Source organism: Heliomicrobium undosum (assembly GCF_009877425.1).
In the GTDB taxonomy this organism is placed as follows: domain Bacteria; phylum Bacillota; class Desulfitobacteriia; order Heliobacteriales; family Heliobacteriaceae; genus Heliomicrobium; species Heliomicrobium undosum.
In genome coordinates, this window is sequence record NZ_WXEY01000013.1 from 55472 (window position 1) to 77094 (window position 21623).

Genomic DNA, 21623 nt, shown 5'->3' on the forward strand with positions numbered 1-21623 from the left:
CGCCTGTGATCGGGTTTTCATCCTATGGGGAGATGTATATCGGGCACATTAATCAGACAGCGACGATGATCACGTTTGGGTAGGGATGTGAAAACAAAAGGGACTGACCCGCGCACTCACCGGGTCAATCCCTTTTTTCTGCTTAGTCCTTCGGCGGTCGGTGGTTAAAAACAACGATGCGGCTTTCCGTCATCTCCCGGACGGCGTAGGCCGGGCCTTCCTTGCCCGAGCCGCTGTGTTTGACGCCGCCATAGGGCATGTTGTCGGCCCGGTAGGTGGATACGTCGTTGATGATCACGCCGCCCACCCGGATCTCCCGGGCGCAGCGGAGGGCCACGTCGATGGAGCCCGTGAACACGCCGGCCTGCAAGCCGTATTCGGAGTCGTTGATGCGCTCAATGGCTTCATCGAGGGTTTTGTAGGTGGCCAGGCAGGCGACAGGGCCGAAGATCTCCTGGCACCAGACGCGCATCCCTGTCTGCACATCGGTGAGTACTGCGGGCTGCACCAGGGCGCCCTGCCGGGTTCCGCCTGTGAGCAAATGAGCGCCTCCCTTGATCGCATCGTCGATCCATTCGACGACCCGTTCGGCTTCCTGCTCGCAGATGAGGGGACCCACGTCGGTGGTCATGTCCAGTGGGTTGCCGACGACCAGTTCCTTCGTCCGGGCGACCAGTTCACGGGCGAAAGCGTCAGCGATGGCTTCATGGACGAGGATGCGCTGGACGGAGATGCAGATCTGACCGGCGTTGGCGAAAGCCATGCGGGCACACTGCCGGGCGGCTAGTTCCAGGTCGGCGTCTTTATGTACGATAGTGCCCGAGTTGGCGCCCAACTCCAGGGTCACTTTGCGCAGGCCGGCCCGTTCGCGGAGCCGTTTTCCGACAGCATAGGAGCCGGTGAAGGTGTAGTAGTCGATGCCGGGGTTCTCCAGGAGCCACTCGCCGACAGTCCAGCCGGGGCCGACGACCATGTTCAGCCAGCCCTCCGGCAGGCCGGCTTCCTGCATGAGCCGGGCGAGGGAGAGCGCCGAGAGGGGTGTCGTCGAGGCCGGTTTGGCCACCACGGCGTTGCCGGCGGCAATGGCAGGGCCGACCTTGTGGCAGAGCAGGTTCAAGGGGTAGTTAAAGGGACTGATGGCGCAGACGACGCCGACGGGCACGCGGATGGTGAAGGCCATGCGGTTTTCCGAGCCTGGAAAAGCTTCCACAGGGACGGTTTCGCCGGTGATGCGCAAGGCCTCCTCGGCGGAGAGGCGGATGGTCTCGGCGGCCCTTCCCACCTCGGCCAGGGCGTCTTTGAGCGGTTTTCCCGCTTCGGCGGCGATCAGATGACCTAACTCCTCGCGGTTGGCCAGGAGGAGTTCGCGCGTCTTCATCAGGATGCCATAGCGCTGCTGGGCTGTCAGCGGCCGTTCCAGCGCGCGCCGCGCCGCCGTCACCGCCGCTGCCGTTTCGCCTTCACCGGCCTGGCTGACGCGGGCCAGCAGTTCGCCGGAGTATTTGTCGCGGACTTCGAGCAGGTCTTCTGTCATCACCCAGGCGCCGTCGATGAGCAGCCCGAGCGGTTGCGCATTGTTCATGTCGCTCCCTCCAGTCACGGGACTTGTTTTCTCAGAAATATCGTACCAAGTCCCACACAAGCTGTCCAGATTCTGGGGTGAGTTTCCGCTCATGACTGGTTGCTCGCGCGCCTCCGCCTTTCCGGGATCCTACCGCCCGCCTTCGCGCAAGACCTCCCGGATGATGTCATAGTTCTCATCGCGCGTATCGATGAACCCCTGGATCGACGATTCGGCCGTCACCCTTCTTCCCTTGTCGGTGCGGTTGAGGGCCAGGAGACCTGCTCTTAGCCGATCGACGAGGTCGCTGTCCAGCCGGCCCCGGGCGGCGATACAGTCCTTGGGGATTGCCTCCGTTTCGGCCAGGAAGACCAGATCCTCGACAGGCAGGTTGCGCCGGCGGGCGTCGTCGATCGCTTCCGAATAGGTGGCGCCGGCGGTTACCTCGCCTTTGAGGACCGTCTCGATGACGCGGCTGTGAGTGCCCTGGAAGATGACCTCACCTAGGTCCTTATCGGGGTTGAGACCGGCCCGGCGTAGGAGCAGGCGCGGGTAGGCGTATCCCGAGGCGGACTGGGGATCGACGAAGGCCATCCGTTTGCCCTTTAACGCGCCCAGGTTGACGACGCCGCTCCCCTTGCGGGCGATGATGTAGCCCTTGTAGGAAGCGTTCCCGTTGACGATGGGGGTGGCCAGCGGGATGACCCTCCCCTTGGCGGCCGCGTTGACATAGGCCAGCGGGGAAAACCAGCCCACGTCGACGATCTCATCGATGAGGCAGTCGGCCAGGGCGTTGTAGTCGGCGGCGATGAGGATGCGGGGCTTGACGCCGAGGTTTTCACAGAGAGCGGCGATGACCGGCAGATACTGCCGGCGGATCGTGTCAGGGCTTAAGGCCGGGTTGATGCCGATGACCAATTCATCGTCCTGCTTGAACCGGGCGGCCTGTTTCTGCAGTTGATGGACGTTACCGTTCAGCCCTTCAGCCAGGTCTAACAGCTTGCCGTGGTGCTTCTCCTGATCGCGAACCCGGGCCATGATGTCCTGCATGCCGTCGCCGAGAGAGACGAAAATGGCGGCCAGTTGTTCCGCCCCTTCGGCGTGCTGGGCTGTGGCCTCGAAGAGTTCCTTGTTCAGGTCGGTGATCTCACCGAAGGTGTTGACCGTATGGGAGAGGACCTCCCGGCCGGATCGGACATCGGCCACGATGGTGTTCAGTTGTTTGGAACTGAAATCGGCGCCGGCGGCTACGGCATGGATGTCTTTGTTGATCTGGTCAGCCGCCTTTTGAATCCCCTGGGCGGACTGAGCGCTTTTTTCGGCAAGCTTGCGGACCTCGTCGGCGACGACGGCGAAACCTCTTCCGGCTGCGCCGGCGCGGGCGGCTTCGATGGAGGCGTTGAGGGCGAGGAGGTTCGTCTTCTTGGCGATATCGCGGGCTTCTCGGACAAAGCGGGCGATCTGCTCCGACTCCTCCCGCAGTTTCAGGGCCGCCCGGGCGTAGGTGAGCACATCGGCGGCGATCACCTGCAGGAGCCGTTCCGCCTCAGCGACCCGCTTTTCTCCCTCCCGGGTTTCTTCCAGGCGGGACACCGACAGGTCAGCCACCTGCCGCGCCCGCTCTTCGAGCAGCCGTGCCACGCCGGTCATTTCCTGTAAACGAGCCGAGCCATCGATCAGGTCCCTGCCGTTGCGTTCCGTGATTTTGACGAGGCCGCGGGCCACTTCCGCCGTCTCGCCGACAGTCCATTTGACCTGGTGGGCGTCGAGGCCCAGCTTTTCTGAAAGGGGCAGGATGTCAAGCTTCGGTTCGTCGCCGGGCCGGGGGCACACATCTGTCTTTATCATCGCTATGTTCCTCCGTGGTTCAAAAGAAAAAATGAGCCATGCCAATGGTTCCCTTCTGCCGGCATTCATTGAATTACAGCGATGAGGGAGATTCTTTGCCATGGCATGGCCCTGCAGGGGTTGTTTTTATCTACAGAACCCGGCAGTCGACCGGGGACAGTAGAGGCAAATAGGTTTTTTTGCGCCGGTGTTCAGCAAGTGTATTTGTTCAGAGTGAAAAATGCGGAATTCCCTGTTGTCTTTAGTACAGGATGCGCTTGGCGCGGCTGTCGGTAAAGTCGAGGTTGTAGAAGGCGTTGAGACCGCGGTAGCAGGCCCGTTCGCCCAGTTCCTCTTCAATGCGCAGCAACTGGTTGTATTTGGCCACCCGGTCGGTCCGGGAGGGGGCGCCGGTCTTGATCTGGCCGGCGTTGATCGCGACGGCCAGGTCGGCGATGGTGGTGTCGTCCGTTTCGCCGGATCGGTGGGAGACGACGGCCGTATAGCCGGCTCGGCGGGCCAGTTCGATGGCGTCGAGGGTCTCCGTAAGCGTGCCGATCTGGTTGACTTTGATCAGAATGGAGTTGGCCACGTTGCCGGCGATGCCGCGAGCGAGGCGCTCCGTGTTGGTGACGAAGAGGTCGTCGCCGACGAGTTGCAGTTTTTTGCCGAGGGCTTGGGTGAGTTTGGCCCAGCCTTCCCAGTCGTCTTCGGCCAGGCCGTCTTCGATGGTGATGATGGGGTATTTGGCGGCCAGGTCCAGATAGAAGGCGATCATCTCATCGGCGGTGCAGGTCGCCCCTTCACCGGCGAGGACGTATTTGCCGTCTTTGTAGAGTTCGGTGGCGGCCACGTCGAGGCCGAGGAAGACATCTTCTCCAGGCCGGTAGCCGGCTTTTTCGATGGCGTTGACGATGACGGCCAGGGCTTCTTCGTTGCTCTTCAGGTTCGGGGCAAAGCCGCCTTCATCGCCGACGGCGGTGTTGAGCCCTTTGGCTTTGAGGACGCCCTTCAGGCTGTGGAAGATTTCGGCGCCCATGCGCAGGCCTTCCGCGAAGCTGGAAGCGCCGACGGGCAGGACCATGAACTCCTGGATGTCCACGTTGTTGTCGGCATGGGCGCCGCCGTTGAGGATGTTCATCATCGGCACAGGCAGTTCCCGGCCGTTGATGCCGCCCACGTACTGGTAGAGGGGCAGGCCGAAGTAGTTGGCTGACGCCTTGGCGGCGGCGAGGGAGACGCCGAGGATGGCGTTGGCACCCAGTTTGCTCTTGTTGGCCGTGCCGTCCAGTTCGATCAGCTTCTGGTCGAGGGCGGCCTGGTCGGCGGCGTCCATCTGATTCAGGGCCGGCTTGATGATGTCGTTCACGTTGGCGACAGCCTGGCGGACACCTTTGCCCAGGTAGCGGTTCTTGTCGCCGTCTCGGAGTTCAACGGCTTCATAGGCCCCGGTGGAGGCGCCTGAGGGAACGGCGGCGCGGCCTTTGCTGCCGTCGATGAGCCACACATCCACTTCCAGGGTCGGGTTGCCCCGGGAATCGAGGATTTCACGGGCTGTAATATCACTGATGATCGTCATGTTGCTTCCTCCATATCGGCGCGCCGATGCGCCATGGTGCTATATTTAAATCAACCATCCGTTGTGTATCCTCTCACCGCATTGATTCGCTGCATGACTGAGCCTTATCAAGAGTCAGCATGTTGTGCGAAATCAGCCCTAGCGCGCGCCGTCGATGATCCCTTGAAAATCTGCCGCCTTCAAGCTGGCGCCGCCGACGAGGGCGCCGTCAATGTCGGGGCGGGAAAGCAGGCTGGCCGCATTGGCCGCCTTCACGCTGCCGCCGTATTGGATGCGGACGGCGGCTGCCGCCGCGTTGCCGAATTCGGCGGCCACGGTGGCACGGATGAAGGCGATGACCTGCTGGGCGTCATCATCCGATGCGGTTTTGCCGGTGCCGATGGCCCAGACAGGCTCATAAGCGATGACCAGGGAGGCGACGGCCTCGGGCGTGAGTCCGGCCAGGGCGCCGCGGGTCTGGGTGGCGACGATGGCCTCCGTCTCCCCCGCTTCCCGCTGGACCAGGGTCTCACCGACGCAGACGATGGGCGTCAAGTCGTGAGCCAGGGCGGCCTTCGCTTTGCGGTTGACGAGTTCATCCGTTTCGCCGAAATACTGGCGCCGCTCCGAATGGCCGAGGATCACGTAGGCGCAGCCGGCGTCTTTGAGCATGTTCGGCGAGATCTCGCCGGTGAAGGCGCCTTGCTCTTCCCAGTGCATGTTCTGAGCGCCCAGGGCGATGGGGCTGTCTTTGATGATGGCCGCGACGGCGGCCAGGGCCGTGAAGGGCGGGCAGAGGACGATCTCCGCCCGCAGTTCCCCCGGTTGCCCTTTCAGCGCCTCGGCCAGTTGAACGGCCTCGGCTATCGTCTTGTGCATCTTCCAATTGCCGGCAATGATGGGTCTACGCATTTCGGTGCTTCGCTTCCCTTCTGTATGGCAAACCAAAATGTAAGTGACATCGCTTTTTTCCAAACATATAGGCGTTTTTTCTCTGTTCGAAATCTCTATTTTTTGTCCCGCAGAACCGCCACCCCAGGCAGTTTCTTGCCTTCCAGAAATTCCAGGGAGGCGCCGCCGCCGGTGGAGATGTGGCTCATCTGATCGGCCACACCGACCTTGTTGACGGCTGCCACGGAGTCGCCGCCGCCGATGACGGTGATGCCCCGGCACTCAGCCATCGCCTGGGCCACTGCCTCTGTTCCCTTGGCGAAGTCGTCGATCTCGAAGACACCCATAGGGCCGTTCCACAAGACGGTCCCTGCCTGTTTGACCACATCGGCATAGAGTTTTGCCGTTTCGGGGCCGATGTCCAGGGCCATCCAACCGGGCTCGATGGCGTTGACGCCGACGGTCTTCTGGGGAGCGCCGGCCTCAAAGGCCTGGGTGACGACGACATCGGTGGGCAGCAGCAGGTTCACCTTCTGCGCCTTGGCGCGCAGGATCAGTTCGCCGGCCAGGTTGACCTTGTCGGCCTCGACGAGGGAATTGCCCGTCTCATAGCCGAGGGCGCGCAGGAAGGTGTTGGCCATGCCGCCGCCGATGATCAGGCTGTCCACCTTGTTCAGGAGGTTCTCGATGACGCCGATCTTGTCGGAGACTTTGGCGCCGCCGATGACGGCGACGAAAGGTCTTTCCGGGTTGGTGACGGCCTTGCCGAGCATGGACAGCTCTTTTTCCATGAGGAATCCGGCCACGGCCGGCAGGAAGTCGGCGACACCGGCGGTGGAGGCGTGAGCGCGGTGGGAGGTCCCGAAGGCATCGTTCACGTAGATGTCAGCTAAGTCGGCCAGCGCTTTGGCGTAAGCCTTGTCGTTCTTTTCTTCTTCCTTGTAAAAGCGGACGTTTTCTAAGAGGAGCACGTCGCCGTCTTGCATGGCGGCTACGGCAGCCTGGACTTCCGGGCCGATGGAGTCGTCGACCTTGGCGACCGGTTTGCCGAGGAGTTCGGCCAGGCGCTTGGCAACAGGGGTAAGGCGGAACTCGTCGACAGCCTGGCCTTTCGGGCGGCCCAGGTGGGAGGCGACGATTACTCGCGCCCCCCGGTCGATCAGGTATTGCATCGTCGGCAGGGTCATGCGGATGCGCGTATCATCGGTGATGACGCCGTTTTTGAGGGGGACGTTCAGGTCCTCCCGGACGAGGACGCGCTTGCCCCGCACGTCAATGTCGCGAAGGGAGATCTTCTCCATGCTTACAGCCCCTTCGCGGCCATCAGCAGGGCCAGGTCGACGACGCGGTTGGAGTAGCCCCACTCGTTGTCATACCAGGCGACGACTTTGGCCATCTTGCCGTCGAGGACCATCGTGGAGGGGGCGTCGACGATGGAGGAGTGAGGATTGCCGTTGAAGTCGCGGGAGACGAGGGGCTTTTCACAGAAGGCCAGGATGCCTTTCAGGGGGCCTTCAGCAGCGGCTTTCAGGGCGCTGTTGATCGCTTCTTCTGTGGCCGGTTTTTCCAGCTCGGCCACCAGGTCGACGACGGAGACGTTGGGGGTGGGGACGCGCATGGCGAAGCCGTTCAGCTTGCCCTTCAGTTCGGGCAGGACGAGGGCGACGGCCTTGGCGGCGCCGGTGGTGGTGGGGATGATCGACTGGCCGGCGGCGCGGGCGCGGCGCAGGTCGCTGTGGGGCAGGTCGAGGATGCGCTGGTCGTTCGTGTAGGCGTGGACCGTCGTCATCAGGCCGCGCACGATGCCGAACTGCTCATGGAGCACCTTGGCGAAGGGGGCCAGGCAGTTGGTGGTGCAGGAGGCGTTGGAGACGACGTGGTGGTTGGCCGCGTCGTATGTATGGTCGTTGACCCCCATGACGATGGTGGCGTCGATGTCTTTGCCGGGGGCCGAGATGATCACTTTTTTGGCGCCCGCCTGGATGTGCTTGGCCGCATCGGGGCCTTTGGTGAATCGGCCCGTCGATTCGACGACGATGTCAACGCCGAGTTCTTTCCAGGGCAGTTTGGCCGGATCCGTTTCGGCGCAGACCTTGATCTCTACGCCGTTTACGGTGATCGCCTTTTCGGAAACGGTTACTTCGTAGGGCAGTTCGCCATGGATGGAGTCGTACTGGAGCAGGTGGGCCAGCATCTCCGGGCTGGTCAGGTCGTTGAGGGCGACGATTTCCACGTCGGAACCGGCTTTCAGCATATCCCGCTTCAGCATGGCCCGCAGCACGTTGCGGCCGATCCGGCCAAATCCGTTGATGGCGATTTTGGTAGTCATTGTTGCATTCCTCCGCATCGTTTTTTTCATTTGGTTGGGTGTCTTGTTTTTGTTGGGATGTCTGTTTTTTTGTTGGGATGCCTGTTTGGGAAAGTTTTTCGGTGTGATTCGGTGTTAAAGGAAAAGCAGGCGCGAAGAATGGATCTCCGATCCACTCAGCGGCCTGCTCAAATCCTCCGGGCCCTCGTGTCAAGTTGAATGTAGTAAAGTGTGAGGAGTCGAGCGGCGCTTCTCAACTTTTCAGCAGGAGTGAGTCTCCTTAGCGACCACGGCTATTCGCGCAGATCCCTAGAGGACTTTCGCTGTCCCCCGGTAGATCAAGCCGCGCCGGCCGTCGACGGTGATCGTCTCCCCTGTCTCGAACAGGGACAGCGCGCTGTCGACACCGACAACAACGGGGATGCGATACTCCAAAGCCATGATGGCGGCGTGGGAGGTGAGGCCGCCCTCTTCGCAGACAATGGCGGCTGCGTTCTTCAGGTAGGGGACGTAGTCGGCATCGGTGCCATAGGCGACCAGGACTTCTCCCGGCTCCAGGTTCGCGGCGTCGTCAGCGACTCGGCAGACCCTCGCCTTGCCGGTGACCGACCGGGTGACGATGCCGGTGCCTCGTGCCGCCGCTTTGCCGACGGTGTGGACCTTGAGCAGGTTTGTCGAGCCCTGGACGCCGACAGGGACGCCGGCGGTGATGACGACGAGATCGCCGCCCTGGATCAGGTCATGCTCCATGGCCACATTGACGGCTGTCGCGAGCATGCGATCCGTATCGGTCAATTGGACCGACGGCAAGGGGACGACGCCCCAGACGAGGGCCAAACGGCGCAACACTTCCGGTCGGGGGGTGACAGCGACGATAGGCGCCTGGGGACGGTAGCGGGCGATCATGCGGGCCGTGTAACCGGAGGCCGTTGCGGTGATGATGGCCGCCGCCTCCAACTGGGTCGCTGTGACGCAGACGGCCTGACCGATGGCGTCAGTGACGCTGGTCTTGCCGTTGTGGATCGTCTGGTTTCTTTGCAAGGACGATTCGGCGCGCCGGGCGATGCGGTCCATCGTCTGGACGGCGACGACAGGGTACTTGCCGTTGGCCGTCTCGCCGGAGAGCATGATGGCGTCGGTGCCGTCGAAGATAGCGTTGGCCACGTCGCTCGCTTCGGCGCGGGTCGGCCGGGGGTTGTTCATCATGGAATCGAGCATCTGGGTGGCGGTGATCACCGGTTTTCCGAGGCGGTTACATTCGGCGATGATCGATTTTTGCAGGATGGGCACCTCTTCAGCGGGGATCTCCACGCCCAGATCGCCCCGGGCGACCATGATGCCGTCAGAGGCCTGGATGATCTCGTCGAGGTTGTCCACCGCTTCGCTGCTCTCGATCTTGGAGATGATCTCGATGTCGGCGCCACCCGCTTCGAGGAGTTTGCGGATGGCCAGCACGTCGGCGGCCTTGCGGACGAAGGAGGCGGCGATGAAGTCCACCTTCTGTTCGATGCCGAAGCGGATGTCGGCGATGTCCTTCTCGGTGACCGAGGGCAGGTTGATCGAGATGCCGGGGACGTTGACGCCTTTTTTGTTGGAGACCTTGCCGCCGTTGAGGACACGACAGTGGATGTCGCTGCCTTCGACAGCCTCCACTTCCAGTTCGACGAGACCGTCATCGACGAGGATGCGGGCGCCCGGTGACACGTCCTTGGGCAGGTCGGCATAGGTGACGGAGACCCGCGAGGCGTCGCCGAGGATCGGTTCTGTCGTCAATGTGAAGCGCTGTCCCGCTTCCAGGAAGATCGGCGGAGCGGCGAAATCGCCCGTGCGGATCTCCGGACCTTTCGTGTCCAGCAGGATGGCCACATTGGCGCCGAGTTCGGCAGCGATGCGGCGGATGGTCTCCATGCGGCGTCCATGTTCCTCATGGGATCCGTGGGAGAAGTTGAGACGGGCCACATTCATGCCGGAACGGATGATCTCTCTCAGGGTATCCGGGTGTTCACTGGCCGGCCCGATGGTGCAGACGATTTTTGTCCTTCGCATATGACACCTCTTTCAAACGCGCTCGGTCGGAGTTGTTCTTCATTTTTCACTATCGCCGGCGCGAAACGCCCACGCGAATATGCTATAGCCCGTAGGCCTCAGCCAGCAGTTGGATGGGATGAACCACCGGCAGGCCGGTCACGTGGTTGACCTGCAACTGGCACATGCCGCATTCGGTGACAGCCTGTTTGACGCCGGTGTCTGCGACGGCCCGGACGATGTTCTGGCCGATCTCGTGGGCGATGGGGTATTTTTCTTTTTTGAAGCCGTAGCTGCCGGAGAGGCCGCAGCAACCGGCGTCAAGAGCGGCCACCTGCAGATCGGGGATGAGCCGCAGGATCTCCTGGGAAGGAACACCGTAGCCGACAGCGCGCAGGTGGCAGGGCTGGTGGTAGCCGTAGCGCCGGGGCAGCCGTTTCAGGTTCGTGTCCAGTTGCCCCTTCTCATGGAGCAACACGAGGTACTCGAAGGCATCGTAGGTGTTTTCCGTCACCAGGGCGGTGTCCATGTCGAAGAGTTCGTGGTACTCCTGGCGCAGCATCAGGTTGCAACTCGGGCAGGTGGTGATGACGGCGTAGCCCTCGTTGATGTAGCGGTTCAACTTGGCCAGGTTGTTGACGCCGTAGGCTTTGGCCGCGTCCATGAGGCCGTTGGAGACGGTCGGCAGGCCGCAGCAGTTGAAGTCGTCGACGACCATCTCGATGCCGTTGTGGGCGAAGACCTTGGCCAGCGCCAGGCCGACCTCGGGGGTGTAGTAGTTGACATAGCAGCCGGGGTAGTAGAGGACCTTCCCTTTCGGCTTGGCGATCTTTTTCGGCTTGAATTGTTGCAGGAACGTTTTCGAGGCGAAACGCGGGAAGGGCATGCCGGCGGCGACGCCGAAGAAAGCTTCCCCCATCGCCCGGAAGGGACCGACGCCGGCGGCCCAGTTGACGATGGACGGGGCGATCTGGGCGGCCTTGCAGATCAGTTCGACCCGGCCCAGCACCTGGTCACGCAGGGGCGCGCCGTTGAGGGCCACGTACTCCCCTTTGGCCTTGCAGTTCATGGTGGCTACGTTGACGCCGGAGGGGCAGACGAAGTCGCAGGTCTTGCAGTTGCTGCAATAGCCGATGGAGGGATGGACGGCGGCAGGCTCGTCGAGGCGGAAGCGCTCCAGGTCAGGGCCGTTCTGTTTCGGTCCCGCGTACTGGTCGGTCACCTTGACGACGGGGCAGTTGGCGACACAGATGTTGCACTTGATGCAGTTGTCGAGGATGAGATGACGGTCCTGACTCATTGTGCCACCTCCCCGGCGAGCTTGCCGGCCTTGTAGCCGGAGGCGACGGCGACGCCGTTGCCGCATTTTTCAATGGGTCCGTTGGCGCCGGCCAGGTTGGCGCCGGTGATCCGCACGTTTTCCAGGCAGACCCGGCCCGCCCCGTCAAGGGGCTGCAACCGGTCGTTGACGGCGATGCCGAAGCTGTTGAAGCCGTGCCCGTTCATGGAGAGGAACTCGCCGGAGGCCCATTTCTCAGCAGTGCGGACAGGCAGGTCGAAGATGACTTCCCGCGCCTCGCCGATCCGGCTGTCGAGGCCGCCGCCGACAAAGGCGCCTGTGGCCAGGATGTAGGTCTCGGCCGAGAAGGTGAAGGTCTTCCCAGCCCCTTCGGCCGTCACCTGAAGGCAGCGGTTGCCCTCTACCTTGGCGCCGGTGAAGGTGCAGCCGATGATCACGTCGACGCCGGCGTTGCGCAGGTGCTTGAGCAGCAGTTGCTGCAACCGCTGGCCGGGGAGGGCCGGCGGGATGTTGGTCACTTCATAGACGGGAGCGCCTAGGGCTTTGGAGAGCCGGCCGGCCACGTCGATATCGAGGCGCTCGCCGAGGACCGGCGGGAAGAGGACGACCGTGCCATTGACGATATGGGGCTTGATCTGCTCCACCGCTTCCTGGATCCCTTCCGCTTGTTCCAGACGGTGGGCCAAGGTGGTGGCGTAGAGTTTTTTCCAGGCGCTGCGCAGTCTCACAACTGTCAGTTTGGCTGTGTCAGGCAGGTTGCCGTTGCAGGCCAGGTTGGAGGCCATCACTTCGGGATAGAAATCCTTCAGTTCCTCATAGCCGACGATGACGATTCGCTTAGCCTTGTCCAGGTCCCTGACGGCCATCGAAGGCGGCGCCAGGAAAGAAGGCCGGAAGGTGCCGACGGCTGTCGGCAGCAGCCAGTTGGCGCCGCCGTTGTCCCGGTAATGGCAGCCGTAGCGTTCGGTGAGCCCCTGAAAGTAGCGCAGGCTCTCTTCCAGCACGTCGGCCACTTTGGTGTAGGGGTGCTCGGGATTCACTTCGTTTAAGCGGGCGATCTGGGACAGGGGGTTCTGGCAGACCTGCTGGGGGTCATCGATGTCATATCCCCAGAGGTCGATGCAGCCCGAAGACAGGCTGAGCGAGCCCATGCCTTTAGCGGCTACAGTGACTCGTTTACCCGATTCGGCCGCTTTGGCGGCGGCCAGCAGGCCGGACAGTCCGGCGCCTATGATCAACACATCTGTTTTTTTATTCATCATTTCATTCTCTCCATGCCGAAGAGTGTGCAGAAGATCTCCGAGGACAGTTGGGCTTCCCGCAGTTGCTGGCCCCAGAGGACCGCCCGGACGCCCCGCCAGCGGTTTTGCAAAAACTCGGCCAAAAACTCGCGGTGGGTGCCGGTGAACTGCTTGTGGTCACTCATCGCCCCCAGGGTGCGGTAACTGCAGAAGATGCCCTGGCAGGTGCCCATGCCCATGCGGGTTTTGCGGCGGATGTCGCTCAAGGTCTTGCTGTCGCCGTCACCGGCCACATGGTCGATCTCGGCGGCGCTGACCATCTCGCACTCGCAGAACATGCGGCGCTTGGCCCGATCCTTCTCCGCCTCGGCAACGACCTTGGCAAAGTCCTGTCCGAGCCGTTCGGCCGCTTTCTTGGCGCCGGGGACGCCGAAGACCTTTTTCCCCCGTTCCAGCAGTTCGGCCGGCTGGGCCGCGCTGAGGGGCTCTTCCTTCGTCCGGCAGGGGGTGCTGTTGCCGAGTTTTTTGGCGGCCAGGTCGACGGTCTTTTCGGCCATCAGCCGGAAGGTGGTGAACTTGCCGCCGACGATGCTGATCAGGCCGGTCAAGCCGTCGCGCTGTTCATGATCGATGAGGGCGAAGTTTCTCGTCACCGCCCGGCCTCCGGCGCCTTTGTCGGCCTGGTAAAGGGGCCGCACGCCGGCGAAGGCGCGGATGATCCGGTAGTCGTCAATGCGGGGCATCATCTCCCGGCCGACGGCCAGCATGTCCTGGACCTCTTTATCGGTCGTCTTGAAGCTGTTGGGATCGTCCACCCCCACGGAGGTGGTTCCCAGCAGCGTGATGGTGCCGTGGGGAACGAAGATGTCGGCGTCGCCAGGGGGTCGCAAGCGGTTGACGACCTGGTTGGTCAACCGGTGGTTGAAGGCGAGCAGGGTGCCCTTGTCCTTGATGATGCTCACGTCGAGACCGGCCAGCGCCGTCACCTCGCCTGCCCAGGCGCCGGCGGCGTTGATTACCATCTCGCATTCGATCTGGCGGGTCTCGCCCGTCAGGGTGTTGGTGATCTCTACACCAGCGACGCGGCCGTTCGAACGATACACCGCCGTCAGTTTGCTGTAGTTGGCCATCTGGGCGCCGTAGCGGCGGGCCGAGTGGACATTGCTCCAGAGCAGACGGAAGCCGTCGACGGCCGCATCGGGCACCGTAAAGGCGCGGGTGATCTTCGGCGAGAGAACGGGGTACTTCTTGAGCAGCCCTTTGACGTCGAGTTCTTCCGTTTCGATGCCCGCCTCGGCGCAAGCCTTTACCCACAGTTCGGCGTAAGCCGGGTCGTCGCTCGGAAGCTGGGCGAAGAGGCCGCCCGTCGGCTCGATGCAGTCGGGCGCCAAACGCCGCAGCAATAGATTCTCCTCGATACACTCTTTCGCCGCCTCTTTGTCTTTGACGGCGTAGCGGCCGCCGCTGTGCAGCAGCCCGTGGAATCGGGAACTGGTGCCATGGGCCAGGTCGCCCTGCTCGACCAGGAGGGCGGATATGCCCCGCATCGCCAGGTCGCGCAGGATGCCCGTCCCGGTGGCGCCGCCTCCGATCACCACCACCTGAACGCGTTCGGTTGCCATTTGGTCATCCTCCGTCCGTTTCGTCGTATAAAAAAGGTTCACCCAATGCACAATCACCTAAATTTATGAAAAAAAGCCGCCAATGCCGGGACTCTTCCGGTACTGCTGCGGCTTCTCCAAACTCACAAGCCCTTATCAAGTTCTAGCGTTTTTTTCTCCATAAGATTTGAACGAACTGTTCGGGTGGCGAAAAAAAGTCGGGTTCCGAAAAACTTTATCGAATTGGCCTAGCGGTATGGTCAATAAACCCTACGGTTGTGATCGACCCTGCGGCCAGAATTGACGACATCAATGGCACTGTGCGAAAGGGAGAAAGAGGAGCCAGGAGGAGGCGCGCCGGCTGTTGGACTGCCAGCGCGGCCTTCCCCCCACTCGCTTTGCTTCTGTGATCCGATGACCCGCTGTTTTGCTGGATCGCGCTATTACTGAAAGCGCATTCACTTCATCACCGGTTCACCAAGCCACCGATTTAGAAAGTGACCGGTTCGAAAAGCGACCGGTTTATTGGATCGAAATTCATTGCGTCGCTAACTCGATGCTCCCGATTAGTCTTCCGTTTCCCAGTCCATGCTGCGGGTGACGGCCCGTTTCCAGCCGCCGTAGAGCTTGGCCCGCTTTTCTTCGGCCATTTCGACTTCAAAGCGGTTGTCCAGTTGCCAACGCTTGGCCAGTTCTTCTTTGCTCGACCAGAAACCGACAGCCAGGCCAGCCAGGTAGGCGGCGCCGAGGGCGGTCGTCTCGATGATCCGGGGGCGGTCGACAGGAACGCCGAGGATGTCAGCCTGGAACTGCATGAGCAGGTTGTTGGCGACGGCGCCGCCGTCCACTTTCAACGCTTGCAGTTTGATGTTGGAGTCGGCTTCCATGGCGCCGAGGACGTCCTTGGTCTGGTAGGCGAGGGCTTCCAGGGCGGCGCGGACGATGTGGGCCTTGGTGGTGCCGCGGGTCAGGCCGACGATGGCGCCGCGAGCGCGCATATCCCAGTAGGGAGCGCCCAGGCCGGCGAAGGCGGGAACCATGTAGACGCCGTCGGTGTCGTCCACTTTGCCGGCGAAGTATTCTGAGTCAGGAGCGGCTTCGATCAGCTTCAGGCCGTCGCGGAGCCACTGAATGGCGGCGCCGGCGATGAAGATAGAGCCTTCCAGGGCGTATTCCACTTTGCCTTCGATGCCCCAGGCGATGGTGGTCAGCAGGCCGTTCTTGGAGTCATACAGTTCGGAGCCGGTGTTCATGAGCATGAAGCAGCCGGTGCCGTAGGTGTTCTTGGCCATACCGGGCGCGTAGCAAGCTTGACCGAAGAGGGCGGCTTGCTGGTCACCGGCGGCGCCGGCGATGGGAACGGCGTGTCCGAAGAAGAGTTCCGCGTCGGTGCAGCCGTAGACTTCGCTGGAGGGCTTCACTTCCGGCAGCATGGAGGCGGGCACGTTCAAGGCGGCCAGCAGTTCCTCATCCCACTTCAGTTCGCGGATGTTGTACATCAGGGTCCGGGAAGCGTTGGAGTAGTCGGTGACATGAACCTTGCCGGCGGTCAACTTCCAGATCAGCCAGGTGTCCATGGTGCCGAAGAGCAGTTCGCCTTTTTCCGCTTTTTCGCGGGCGCCTTCCACGTTGTCCAGGATCCACTTGGCCTTGGTGCCGGAGAAGTAGGCGTCGACGACGAGGCCGGTCTTGGTCCGGAAGGCCTGTTCCAGACCGCGGGCTTTCAGTTCGTCGCAGATGGCGGTGGTGCGGCGGCATTGCCAGACGATGGCGTTGTAGACGGGCTTGCCGGTGGCCTTTTCCCAGACGACAGTCGTTTCGCGCTGGTTGGTGATGCCGATGGAGGCGATCTCTTCGGCGCTGACGCCGGTCTTGGCCAGCAGTTCGGCGATGACGCCATACTGGGTGCTCCAGATCTCATCGGCGTTGTGTTCCACCCAACCGGCTTTGGGGTAGATCTGGGTGAACTCTTTTTGGGCCACGGCGACGATGTTGCTGTCCTTGTCAAAGAGAATGGCGCGGCAGCTGGTGGTACCTTGGTCCAAAGCCATGACGTACTTCTTGCTCATCGAATCCGACACTCCTCTTTCATCATTTGATTCGCAACTTTGATTCGAAAGATCTCTGTACGGACTGTACCTGTGATGAACTTGTTCACCGTCGATTTGACGCGCTTTTTTTGTCATATACATTCTCAATTTGAATAAAAGGTCCAACCGGGATGCGGCTTGCAGGATAGTGTTACCGTTTCAAGCGTTCGGCGGATGGGGCGACCCGCCGTTATCACCTTCATGATTGCAGAAAAGGGTCGCTTCTTTGTTTTTGTGTGAAGCGATGCGATTAGGCGCCGAAGAAGGTGGTGTAGAAGAATGCGCCGACAACCGCGCCGATGACAGGGCCGACGATGGGAACCCAGGAGTAGGCCCAGTCAGAGTCCCGCTTGCCGGGGATGGGCAGGATGGCGTGAGCGATACGAGGACCAAGGTCGCGGGCAGGGTTCAGGGCGTAACCGGTGGGGCCGCCGAGAGACATACCGAGGACAACGATCAGCAGACCGACGGAGATGGTGCCGACACCGTCAGCCATCTTGTTGGCGCCGAGGGCGAGGATACCCAGGACGAGCATGGCCGTAGCGATGATTTCGGTGACCACGTTGGCGCCGTAGCTGCGGATGGCCGGGCCGGTGCAGAAGATGCCCAGTTTGGCGTCAGCATCGCTGGTTTCTTTCCAGTGGGGCAGGTAAGCCAGGTAGACGAGCACTGCGCCAAGGAAAGCGCCGATCATCTGGGCGGCAATGTAGGTGGGAACCAGGTCCCAGGAGAATTTGCCAATGGCGGCGAGGCCGATGGTCAGCGCGGGGTTCAGGTGAGCGCCGCTGTACTGGCCGACGCTGAAGGCGGCGATCAGAACGGCGAGACCCCAGGCAACAGTGATGACGATCCAGCCAGCGTTCTGACCTTTCGATTTGTTCAGCAACACCCCGGCGACAACACCGTCACCCAGGAGAATAAGAATCATCGTACCGATAAGTTCTGCTGCAAACGGCGACATAGTTTGTCCTCCTCGTACTGTTTTTCCTTCTGCTTCTTCGCGTGCAACCAGCGGATACGCCTCGCCGGTTTGTCACTTGCGACATGCCCCATATGGTTTTTCATCGCTTGAATCGGAATCATCCCCCTTGCCGGTGTTATCCGGAGCAATCGGAGGTTGGCCGCTTTTTTACAGATCACTCCCTTCGTTGCGTAAGATTTCACGACCACATCTTCGCGCACGAAAGGTTCGAGCGTCTTAGCGGCCGTCTCCTGAACTCCAAAGCCCGGGTTCAGCGAGCAAAACATATAACCCCCAATTCGACATCCAGTGGATGCCGCATCGGGGGTTAACTCTTTTACTCCTAACCCGATATCAAATTGTTCTTAGTTATAACATTCTTCATCTTCGGGTAAATTCCTGCTGAAAAATTAAAATTATTTTAAATTTACTGACTGACTCTGCGAGGTTTCTTACAACCCATCACACCCCTTGAAAAAAAGTAAACCCCGAAAAAGCATCCGATTGATGCGTTCTCGGGGGTTCTCTACACTCCAACCCATCGTTCACGTTGTCTCAAGTTTTCTTAAGTGCTTATTCGACATGGCAATCGAAATCCCTGCTTGCTCGTTAAAAAAATGTTAAGAACATAGCCAGAGATGGCGCAGGCTCGTCGACACGGCATCGATCCCTTTCTCGAAAGCTTGTCGCACATCTGCCTCGGAACGCAACAGCCCTCCGGCGAGGACAGGGACGCCGAGAGACTTCTTTAAGTCATGAATGACGAAGCGAGGAACGGTGGCCGGCAGGATCTCCACAGCGCTGGGCTTGACATCGCCGGCGACGCGGATAGCCGTCTTGATCGATTCGGAATCGACGATGAACACCCGCTGGACAACCCAGAGGCCTTCGTCGAGTGTGAGTTTGACCAGGTTCGACTTGGTGGTGACGATGCCGTGGACGCCCATGCGCTTGAGCAGATGGATGCCTGCCTTGTCCTTCCCAATCCCTTCGATGAGATCGATATGGGCGAGCACGTTTTTTTGCGCCACTCGGATCCGTTTGATCGCGTTGGGCAGTTGGTTGACGTCACCGCCAAGAAGAAAGATCGTGCGAATCTTGGGATGGCCGATTAGTTCTTCCAGATCCTCGAGCCGCCGAAGGGCGCCTCCGATCTTGGTTCCTTCCATGATCGTTTCTAAAAATCCCATACTACCTCCCGAACACTGAATCTGCCGCATTGTATTTGTTCATTCATTCTCCATCTTTCGTGCCAAATCCTGCGTTTCCCCAATATCCGGCCAAGACCGAACCGGTCAGGTTCTGCCAGACACTGAAAAGGGCGCCGGGGACTGCAGCCAGGGGATCGAGGTGCGCCATGGCCAGGGCGGCGGCGAGTCCTGAGTTCTCCACCCCGATGGTGAAGGCGAGCGCCCTCGCCTTGCTTGCCCCCAGGCCGGCTGACCGCGCCGCGTTGAACCCGGCGGCCAGGCCGGCTCCGTTGTGCAACGTCACGGCGGTAAGGGCGATCCAAGCGACGGTGAAGAGTTTTGCGGCGTTCAGAGCGATGACGATGGCGATGATGAAGACGATGGTGACGACCGACAGAAGGGGGACGATCATCCGCAGGCGCTCAACAGTGCCAGCGAAGAGGACGCGCAAAACCAGTCCCACCGAGACCGGCAATAGCACGATCCGCAGGATATCCGCCAGCAGGTCCTCCGCTCGGACGGGGATCAAGGCGCCGGCCAGTGCTAGGAAGATGTAGGGCGTCAGCACCGGAGCGAGCAGGGTGTTGACGCTGGACAGGGTGATGGAGAGCGCCGTATCTCCCTTGGCCAGGTAGGTGAGCACATTCGATGCGGTCCCGCTGGGGCAGCAGCCGACCAAGATCACGCCGGCAGCCAACTCAGGCGGGAGCGACAGCACCCTGGCCACAACAAAACCGGCCAAGGGCATGATCAGATAGCGTAGTGCGACCCCGTAAAAGACATCTCGCGGGCGCGTGAGGATGAGCCGGAAATCGACAGGGGTGAGTGTCAGCCCCATGCCAAGCATCACCAGACCGAGCAACGAGGGGACTGCCCCCCGGTAGGGCTGGAACAGCGCTGGGTGGATCAAGGCGTAAACGGAGAAGAGGATGACCCAGAGGGGAAACAACCGGGTGATGAATTGGGCTGCTTTATCGATGGCGCGCAAGGGATACTTCCTCTCGATCATTTTTGGTTGCTCTTCTACCATGTGTTCCGATTTTGTCCCACAGGCGCAGTCGCTATGCTCAAGCGGGTTCTATTTTTCATGCAAAAAAAAGACACCGATCACTTTTTGATCAGCGTCGCCGCCTGCCGGTAAATCGTCGTCTGTCAATAGAAAAGGCCTGACTGCCGATAAAACTGCTTCAATTTCTTTAAACCTATGTTAATGCTAGTGGTTTGTCACCGTATCACATAGTAGTACGGATCGACAGCCTTTCCGTGAAAACGCACCTCAAAGTGCAGGTGCGGTCCCGTGGTCCGGCCCGTGTTGCCGACCTCAGCGATGGACTGTCCCTGGGCGACCCTTTCTCCAACATTGACGTAGATCTTGTGGGCATGGGCATAGCCTGTCACAATCCCATCACCGTGATCGATCTCCAGATGATTTCCATAGGTAGGATGGTCCATTTGCACCTTCGATACTGTTCCATCAGCGACCGCCACAATCGGAGTCCCCCGGCGGGCCGAAAGGTCGATCCCCTCATGAGGCGCCCACTCTCGGGTTACCGGATGCCGTTGAAAACCGTAGTAACGGGTGGGGACGATTTTCGCCAAAGGCGGGATCAGACCGGAACGGCGTGCCGCTTCTTTCTCGATGGCCTCAGCCACAATTTCCAGTTCAACGCTGTTGGAGGCTTTAACCAGCAGAACCCCTTCTTCCGGCAACAGGTTCAGGGCCAGATCAACGATGTGATCTTTCCTCCATTGCTTCGAGGCGTAGATCACCGTTCCTCCCGCTTCCTGCGCCCCTGCCGCCATGTTTTCGGCGTATTGTCCCAGGGCGATCAGGGCAATGCCAAGTTCTGCTGCAAGCCTCCCCACGGCCCGGTGCTGCTCGGGCGCCTCCTCGCCGAGGTTGCTCATGGTCCCGAGGACTGCCAGGCGTTTCCCCTCTTCTGCCAGTTTCGACGCGCTTTCCAAAGAGGCCGACATGGAGTGCGGGTTGGCGTTGTAGGTGGCGTCGATCAGCAGTCGCCTCCCTGGTAGGCGGATAGGGGAAAAACGCCCCGGTGTTTGCTGAACCTTGGTCAATCCGATGGCGATCGACTCCGGGGAAAGACCCACATGGTCGGCTACAACTGCGGTCAGCAGCGCGTCGATTACTGCCGGACGACCGTAGAATCCGGGCAGTTCCACCTCGACCTCCCGCTCCAAACCGCAGAGTTGAAAGCGCGTTCCGTTGCGGTGCACCTGGATCCCCTCCGCCCAGAGGAAAAGATCCTCCCGCTCACGCTCCAGCCCCACCCAGCGAACAGGCGCCTTGCAGCGTGAAAGATCGAGGCTCCGGCAACCCGGGTCGTCACCGTTTAAAACCAGCAATCCCTTTTCGGGAAGGTGTCTCAGCAACTTCTGCTTTTCCCGGAGGACACCCTCTCTCCCCCCAAGGTCTTCTGCGTGGCCAAGACCGATACAAGTGATCACGCCGATCTCCGGCGCCGCCAGGCGGGCGCCAAAATCGATGCTGTCAGGGATATAAGCGCCAACTTCGAGAACCCCGAAGTCGTGGCGTGGACGGAGGCGGAAGAGCGTATACCCGATCCCGTAGGGACCGTTGTAGTTACGCCAGTTTTTTTGCACCTCTCCCCCTTCGGCCAGTACAGCGGCGATCATCTCCTTGGTGGTCGTTTTTCCCGCCGAGCCGGTTACCGCAATGATGCGCGCCTTGCAGCGACGCCGGTACGCCTTGACCAGTTTGAAATAGGCGTCCCGCACCGAGTTTGCGCTGATGACAGGCACAGCGGCATTGGCTGCCGCTGCAGCAACCCGTGCCGGAAGCACGAGAGCGCCTACACCCTGGCGGGCAGCGCGGGCGGCGTATCCCGCAGGATCGGCGATTTTCACCAGAGGGATCAAGACATCGCCCTTGCCACAGTCGGCCAATCGCTCACAGACATAGCGGACTGGATCCTCCGGGCGCCCAGACAGGAGCTGCCCCCCTGTGATGGCAGCGATGGCGCCGACGTTCCATTCGTTCACGGGCACTACCTCCGATAGGGAATTTCCAATCGTATATACTACCAAAATA

16 protein-coding genes are annotated in these 21623 nt (G+C 61.0%); all 16 read right to left on the reverse strand.

Annotated features, from left to right (window positions below):
* Positions 1 to 142: 142 nt before the first annotated feature.
* Positions 143 to 1582, reverse strand: a complete 1440-nt coding sequence (locus tag GTO91_RS11980) for an aldehyde dehydrogenase family protein (RefSeq protein WP_161258956.1) — start codon at positions 1580 to 1582, stop codon at positions 143 to 145.
* A 129-nt stretch (positions 1583 to 1711) separates the two neighbouring features.
* Positions 1712 to 3409 (reverse strand): phosphate/phosphite/phosphonate ABC transporter substrate-binding protein, encoded by a 1698-nt coding sequence (gene phnD / locus GTO91_RS11985; RefSeq protein ID WP_170294223.1) that lies wholly within the window; start codon positions 3407 to 3409, stop codon positions 1712 to 1714.
* Positions 3410 to 3650: 241 nt separating this feature from the next.
* Positions 3651 to 4967: a phosphopyruvate hydratase gene (gene eno / locus GTO91_RS11990; RefSeq protein WP_161258957.1), complete on the reverse strand. Its 1317-nt coding sequence runs from the start codon at positions 4965 to 4967 to the stop codon at positions 3651 to 3653.
* A 138-nt stretch (positions 4968 to 5105) separates the two neighbouring features.
* Positions 5106 to 5858 (reverse strand): triose-phosphate isomerase, encoded by a 753-nt coding sequence (tpiA, locus tag GTO91_RS11995; RefSeq protein ID WP_161258958.1) that lies wholly within the window; start codon positions 5856 to 5858, stop codon positions 5106 to 5108.
* Positions 5859 to 5953: 95 nt separating this feature from the next.
* Positions 5954 to 7138, reverse strand: coding sequence for a phosphoglycerate kinase (locus GTO91_RS12000; RefSeq protein ID WP_161258959.1), 1185 nt, complete (start codon positions 7136 to 7138; stop codon positions 5954 to 5956).
* Between the two features lie 2 nt (positions 7139 to 7140).
* Positions 7141 to 8166 carry a type I glyceraldehyde-3-phosphate dehydrogenase gene (gene gap, locus GTO91_RS12005; protein ID WP_161258960.1) on the reverse strand — a complete coding sequence of 342 codons (1026 nt, stop codon included), beginning with the start codon at positions 8164 to 8166 and terminating at the stop codon, positions 7141 to 7143.
* 288 nt (positions 8167 to 8454) lie between these two features.
* Complete coding sequence (pyk, locus tag GTO91_RS12010; protein WP_161258961.1) at positions 8455 to 10191, reverse strand: pyruvate kinase; 1737 nt, start codon at positions 10189 to 10191, stop codon at positions 8455 to 8457.
* Positions 10192 to 10273: 82 nt separating this feature from the next.
* Positions 10274 to 11470, reverse strand: coding sequence for an anaerobic glycerol-3-phosphate dehydrogenase subunit C (locus GTO91_RS12015; RefSeq protein WP_161258962.1), 1197 nt, complete (start codon positions 11468 to 11470; stop codon positions 10274 to 10276).
* Positions 11467 to 12729, reverse strand: coding sequence for an anaerobic glycerol-3-phosphate dehydrogenase subunit GlpB (gene glpB / locus GTO91_RS12020; protein ID WP_161258963.1), 1263 nt, complete (start codon positions 12727 to 12729; stop codon positions 11467 to 11469). Before glpB ends, GTO91_RS12015 begins: the two co-directional genes overlap by 4 nt.
* A complete protein-coding gene (glpA, locus tag GTO91_RS12025; RefSeq protein WP_161258964.1) occupies positions 12729 to 14333 on the reverse strand; it encodes an anaerobic glycerol-3-phosphate dehydrogenase subunit GlpA in 1605 nt (534 codons plus the stop codon). The genes glpB and glpA overlap by 1 nt, the downstream gene beginning before the upstream one ends.
* 545 nt (positions 14334 to 14878) lie before the next feature.
* Complete coding sequence (gene glpK / locus GTO91_RS12030) at positions 14879 to 16381, reverse strand: glycerol kinase GlpK (RefSeq protein WP_161258965.1); 1503 nt, start codon at positions 16379 to 16381, stop codon at positions 14879 to 14881.
* 271 nt (positions 16382 to 16652) lie between these two features.
* Positions 16653 to 17363 carry an MIP/aquaporin family protein gene (locus tag GTO91_RS12035; protein ID WP_161258966.1) on the reverse strand — a complete coding sequence of 237 codons (711 nt, stop codon included), beginning with the start codon at positions 17361 to 17363 and terminating at the stop codon, positions 16653 to 16655.
* The gene (locus GTO91_RS12040; RefSeq protein ID WP_161258967.1) at positions 17327 to 17650 is read right to left on the reverse strand and encodes a hypothetical protein; all 324 of its coding nucleotides are present in this window, start codon (positions 17648 to 17650) and stop codon (positions 17327 to 17329) included. Before GTO91_RS12040 ends, GTO91_RS12035 begins: the two co-directional genes overlap by 37 nt.
* Before the next feature lie 333 nt (positions 17651 to 17983).
* On the reverse strand, positions 17984 to 18553 hold the full coding sequence (locus tag GTO91_RS12045) for a glycerol-3-phosphate responsive antiterminator (protein WP_161258968.1): 570 nt from the start codon (positions 18551 to 18553) through the stop codon (positions 17984 to 17986).
* Between the two features lie 43 nt (positions 18554 to 18596).
* Positions 18597 to 19562, reverse strand: coding sequence for a bile acid:sodium symporter family protein (locus tag GTO91_RS12050; RefSeq protein ID WP_161258969.1), 966 nt, complete (start codon positions 19560 to 19562; stop codon positions 18597 to 18599).
* Positions 19563 to 19777: 215 nt separating this feature from the next.
* Positions 19778 to 21574, reverse strand: coding sequence for a peptidoglycan DD-metalloendopeptidase family protein (locus GTO91_RS12055; protein ID WP_161258970.1), 1797 nt, complete (start codon positions 21572 to 21574; stop codon positions 19778 to 19780).
* Between the last annotated feature and the right edge of the window lie 49 nt (positions 21575 to 21623).

Excerpts from the sequence above, each read along its gene's own strand:
- GTO91_RS11980 (WP_161258956.1), bottom strand. The coding sequence starts at position 1,582 with ATGAACAATGCGCAACCGCTCGGGCTGCTCATCGACGGCGCCTGGGTG.
- phnD (WP_170294223.1), bottom strand. The coding sequence starts at position 3,409 with ATGATAAAGACAGATGTGTGCCCCCGGCCCGGCGACGAACCGAAGCTT.
- eno (WP_161258957.1), bottom strand. The coding sequence starts at position 4,967 with ATGACGATCATCAGTGATATTACAGCCCGTGAAATCCTCGATTCCCGG.
- tpiA (WP_161258958.1), bottom strand. The coding sequence starts at position 5,858 with ATGCGTAGACCCATCATTGCCGGCAATTGGAAGATGCACAAGACGATA.
- GTO91_RS12000 (WP_161258959.1), bottom strand. The coding sequence starts at position 7,138 with ATGGAGAAGATCTCCCTTCGCGACATTGACGTGCGGGGCAAGCGCGTC.
- gap (WP_161258960.1), bottom strand. The coding sequence starts at position 8,166 with ATGACTACCAAAATCGCCATCAACGGATTTGGCCGGATCGGCCGCAAC.
- pyk (WP_161258961.1), bottom strand. The coding sequence starts at position 10,191 with ATGCGAAGGACAAAAATCGTCTGCACCATCGGGCCGGCCAGTGAACAC.
- GTO91_RS12015 (WP_161258962.1), bottom strand. The coding sequence starts at position 11,470 with ATGAGTCAGGACCGTCATCTCATCCTCGACAACTGCATCAAGTGCAAC.
- glpB (WP_161258963.1), bottom strand. The coding sequence starts at position 12,729 with ATGAATAAAAAAACAGATGTGTTGATCATAGGCGCCGGACTGTCCGGC.
- glpA (WP_161258964.1), bottom strand. The coding sequence starts at position 14,333 with ATGGCAACCGAACGCGTTCAGGTGGTGGTGATCGGAGGCGGCGCCACC.
- glpK (WP_161258965.1), bottom strand. The coding sequence starts at position 16,381 with ATGAGCAAGAAGTACGTCATGGCTTTGGACCAAGGTACCACCAGCTGC.
- GTO91_RS12035 (WP_161258966.1), bottom strand. The coding sequence starts at position 17,363 with ATGTCGCCGTTTGCAGCAGAACTTATCGGTACGATGATTCTTATTCTC.
- GTO91_RS12040 (WP_161258967.1), bottom strand. The coding sequence starts at position 17,650 with ATGTTTTGCTCGCTGAACCCGGGCTTTGGAGTTCAGGAGACGGCCGCT.
- GTO91_RS12045 (WP_161258968.1), bottom strand. The coding sequence starts at position 18,553 with ATGGGATTTTTAGAAACGATCATGGAAGGAACCAAGATCGGAGGCGCC.
- GTO91_RS12050 (WP_161258969.1), bottom strand. The coding sequence starts at position 19,562 with ATGATCGAGAGGAAGTATCCCTTGCGCGCCATCGATAAAGCAGCCCAA.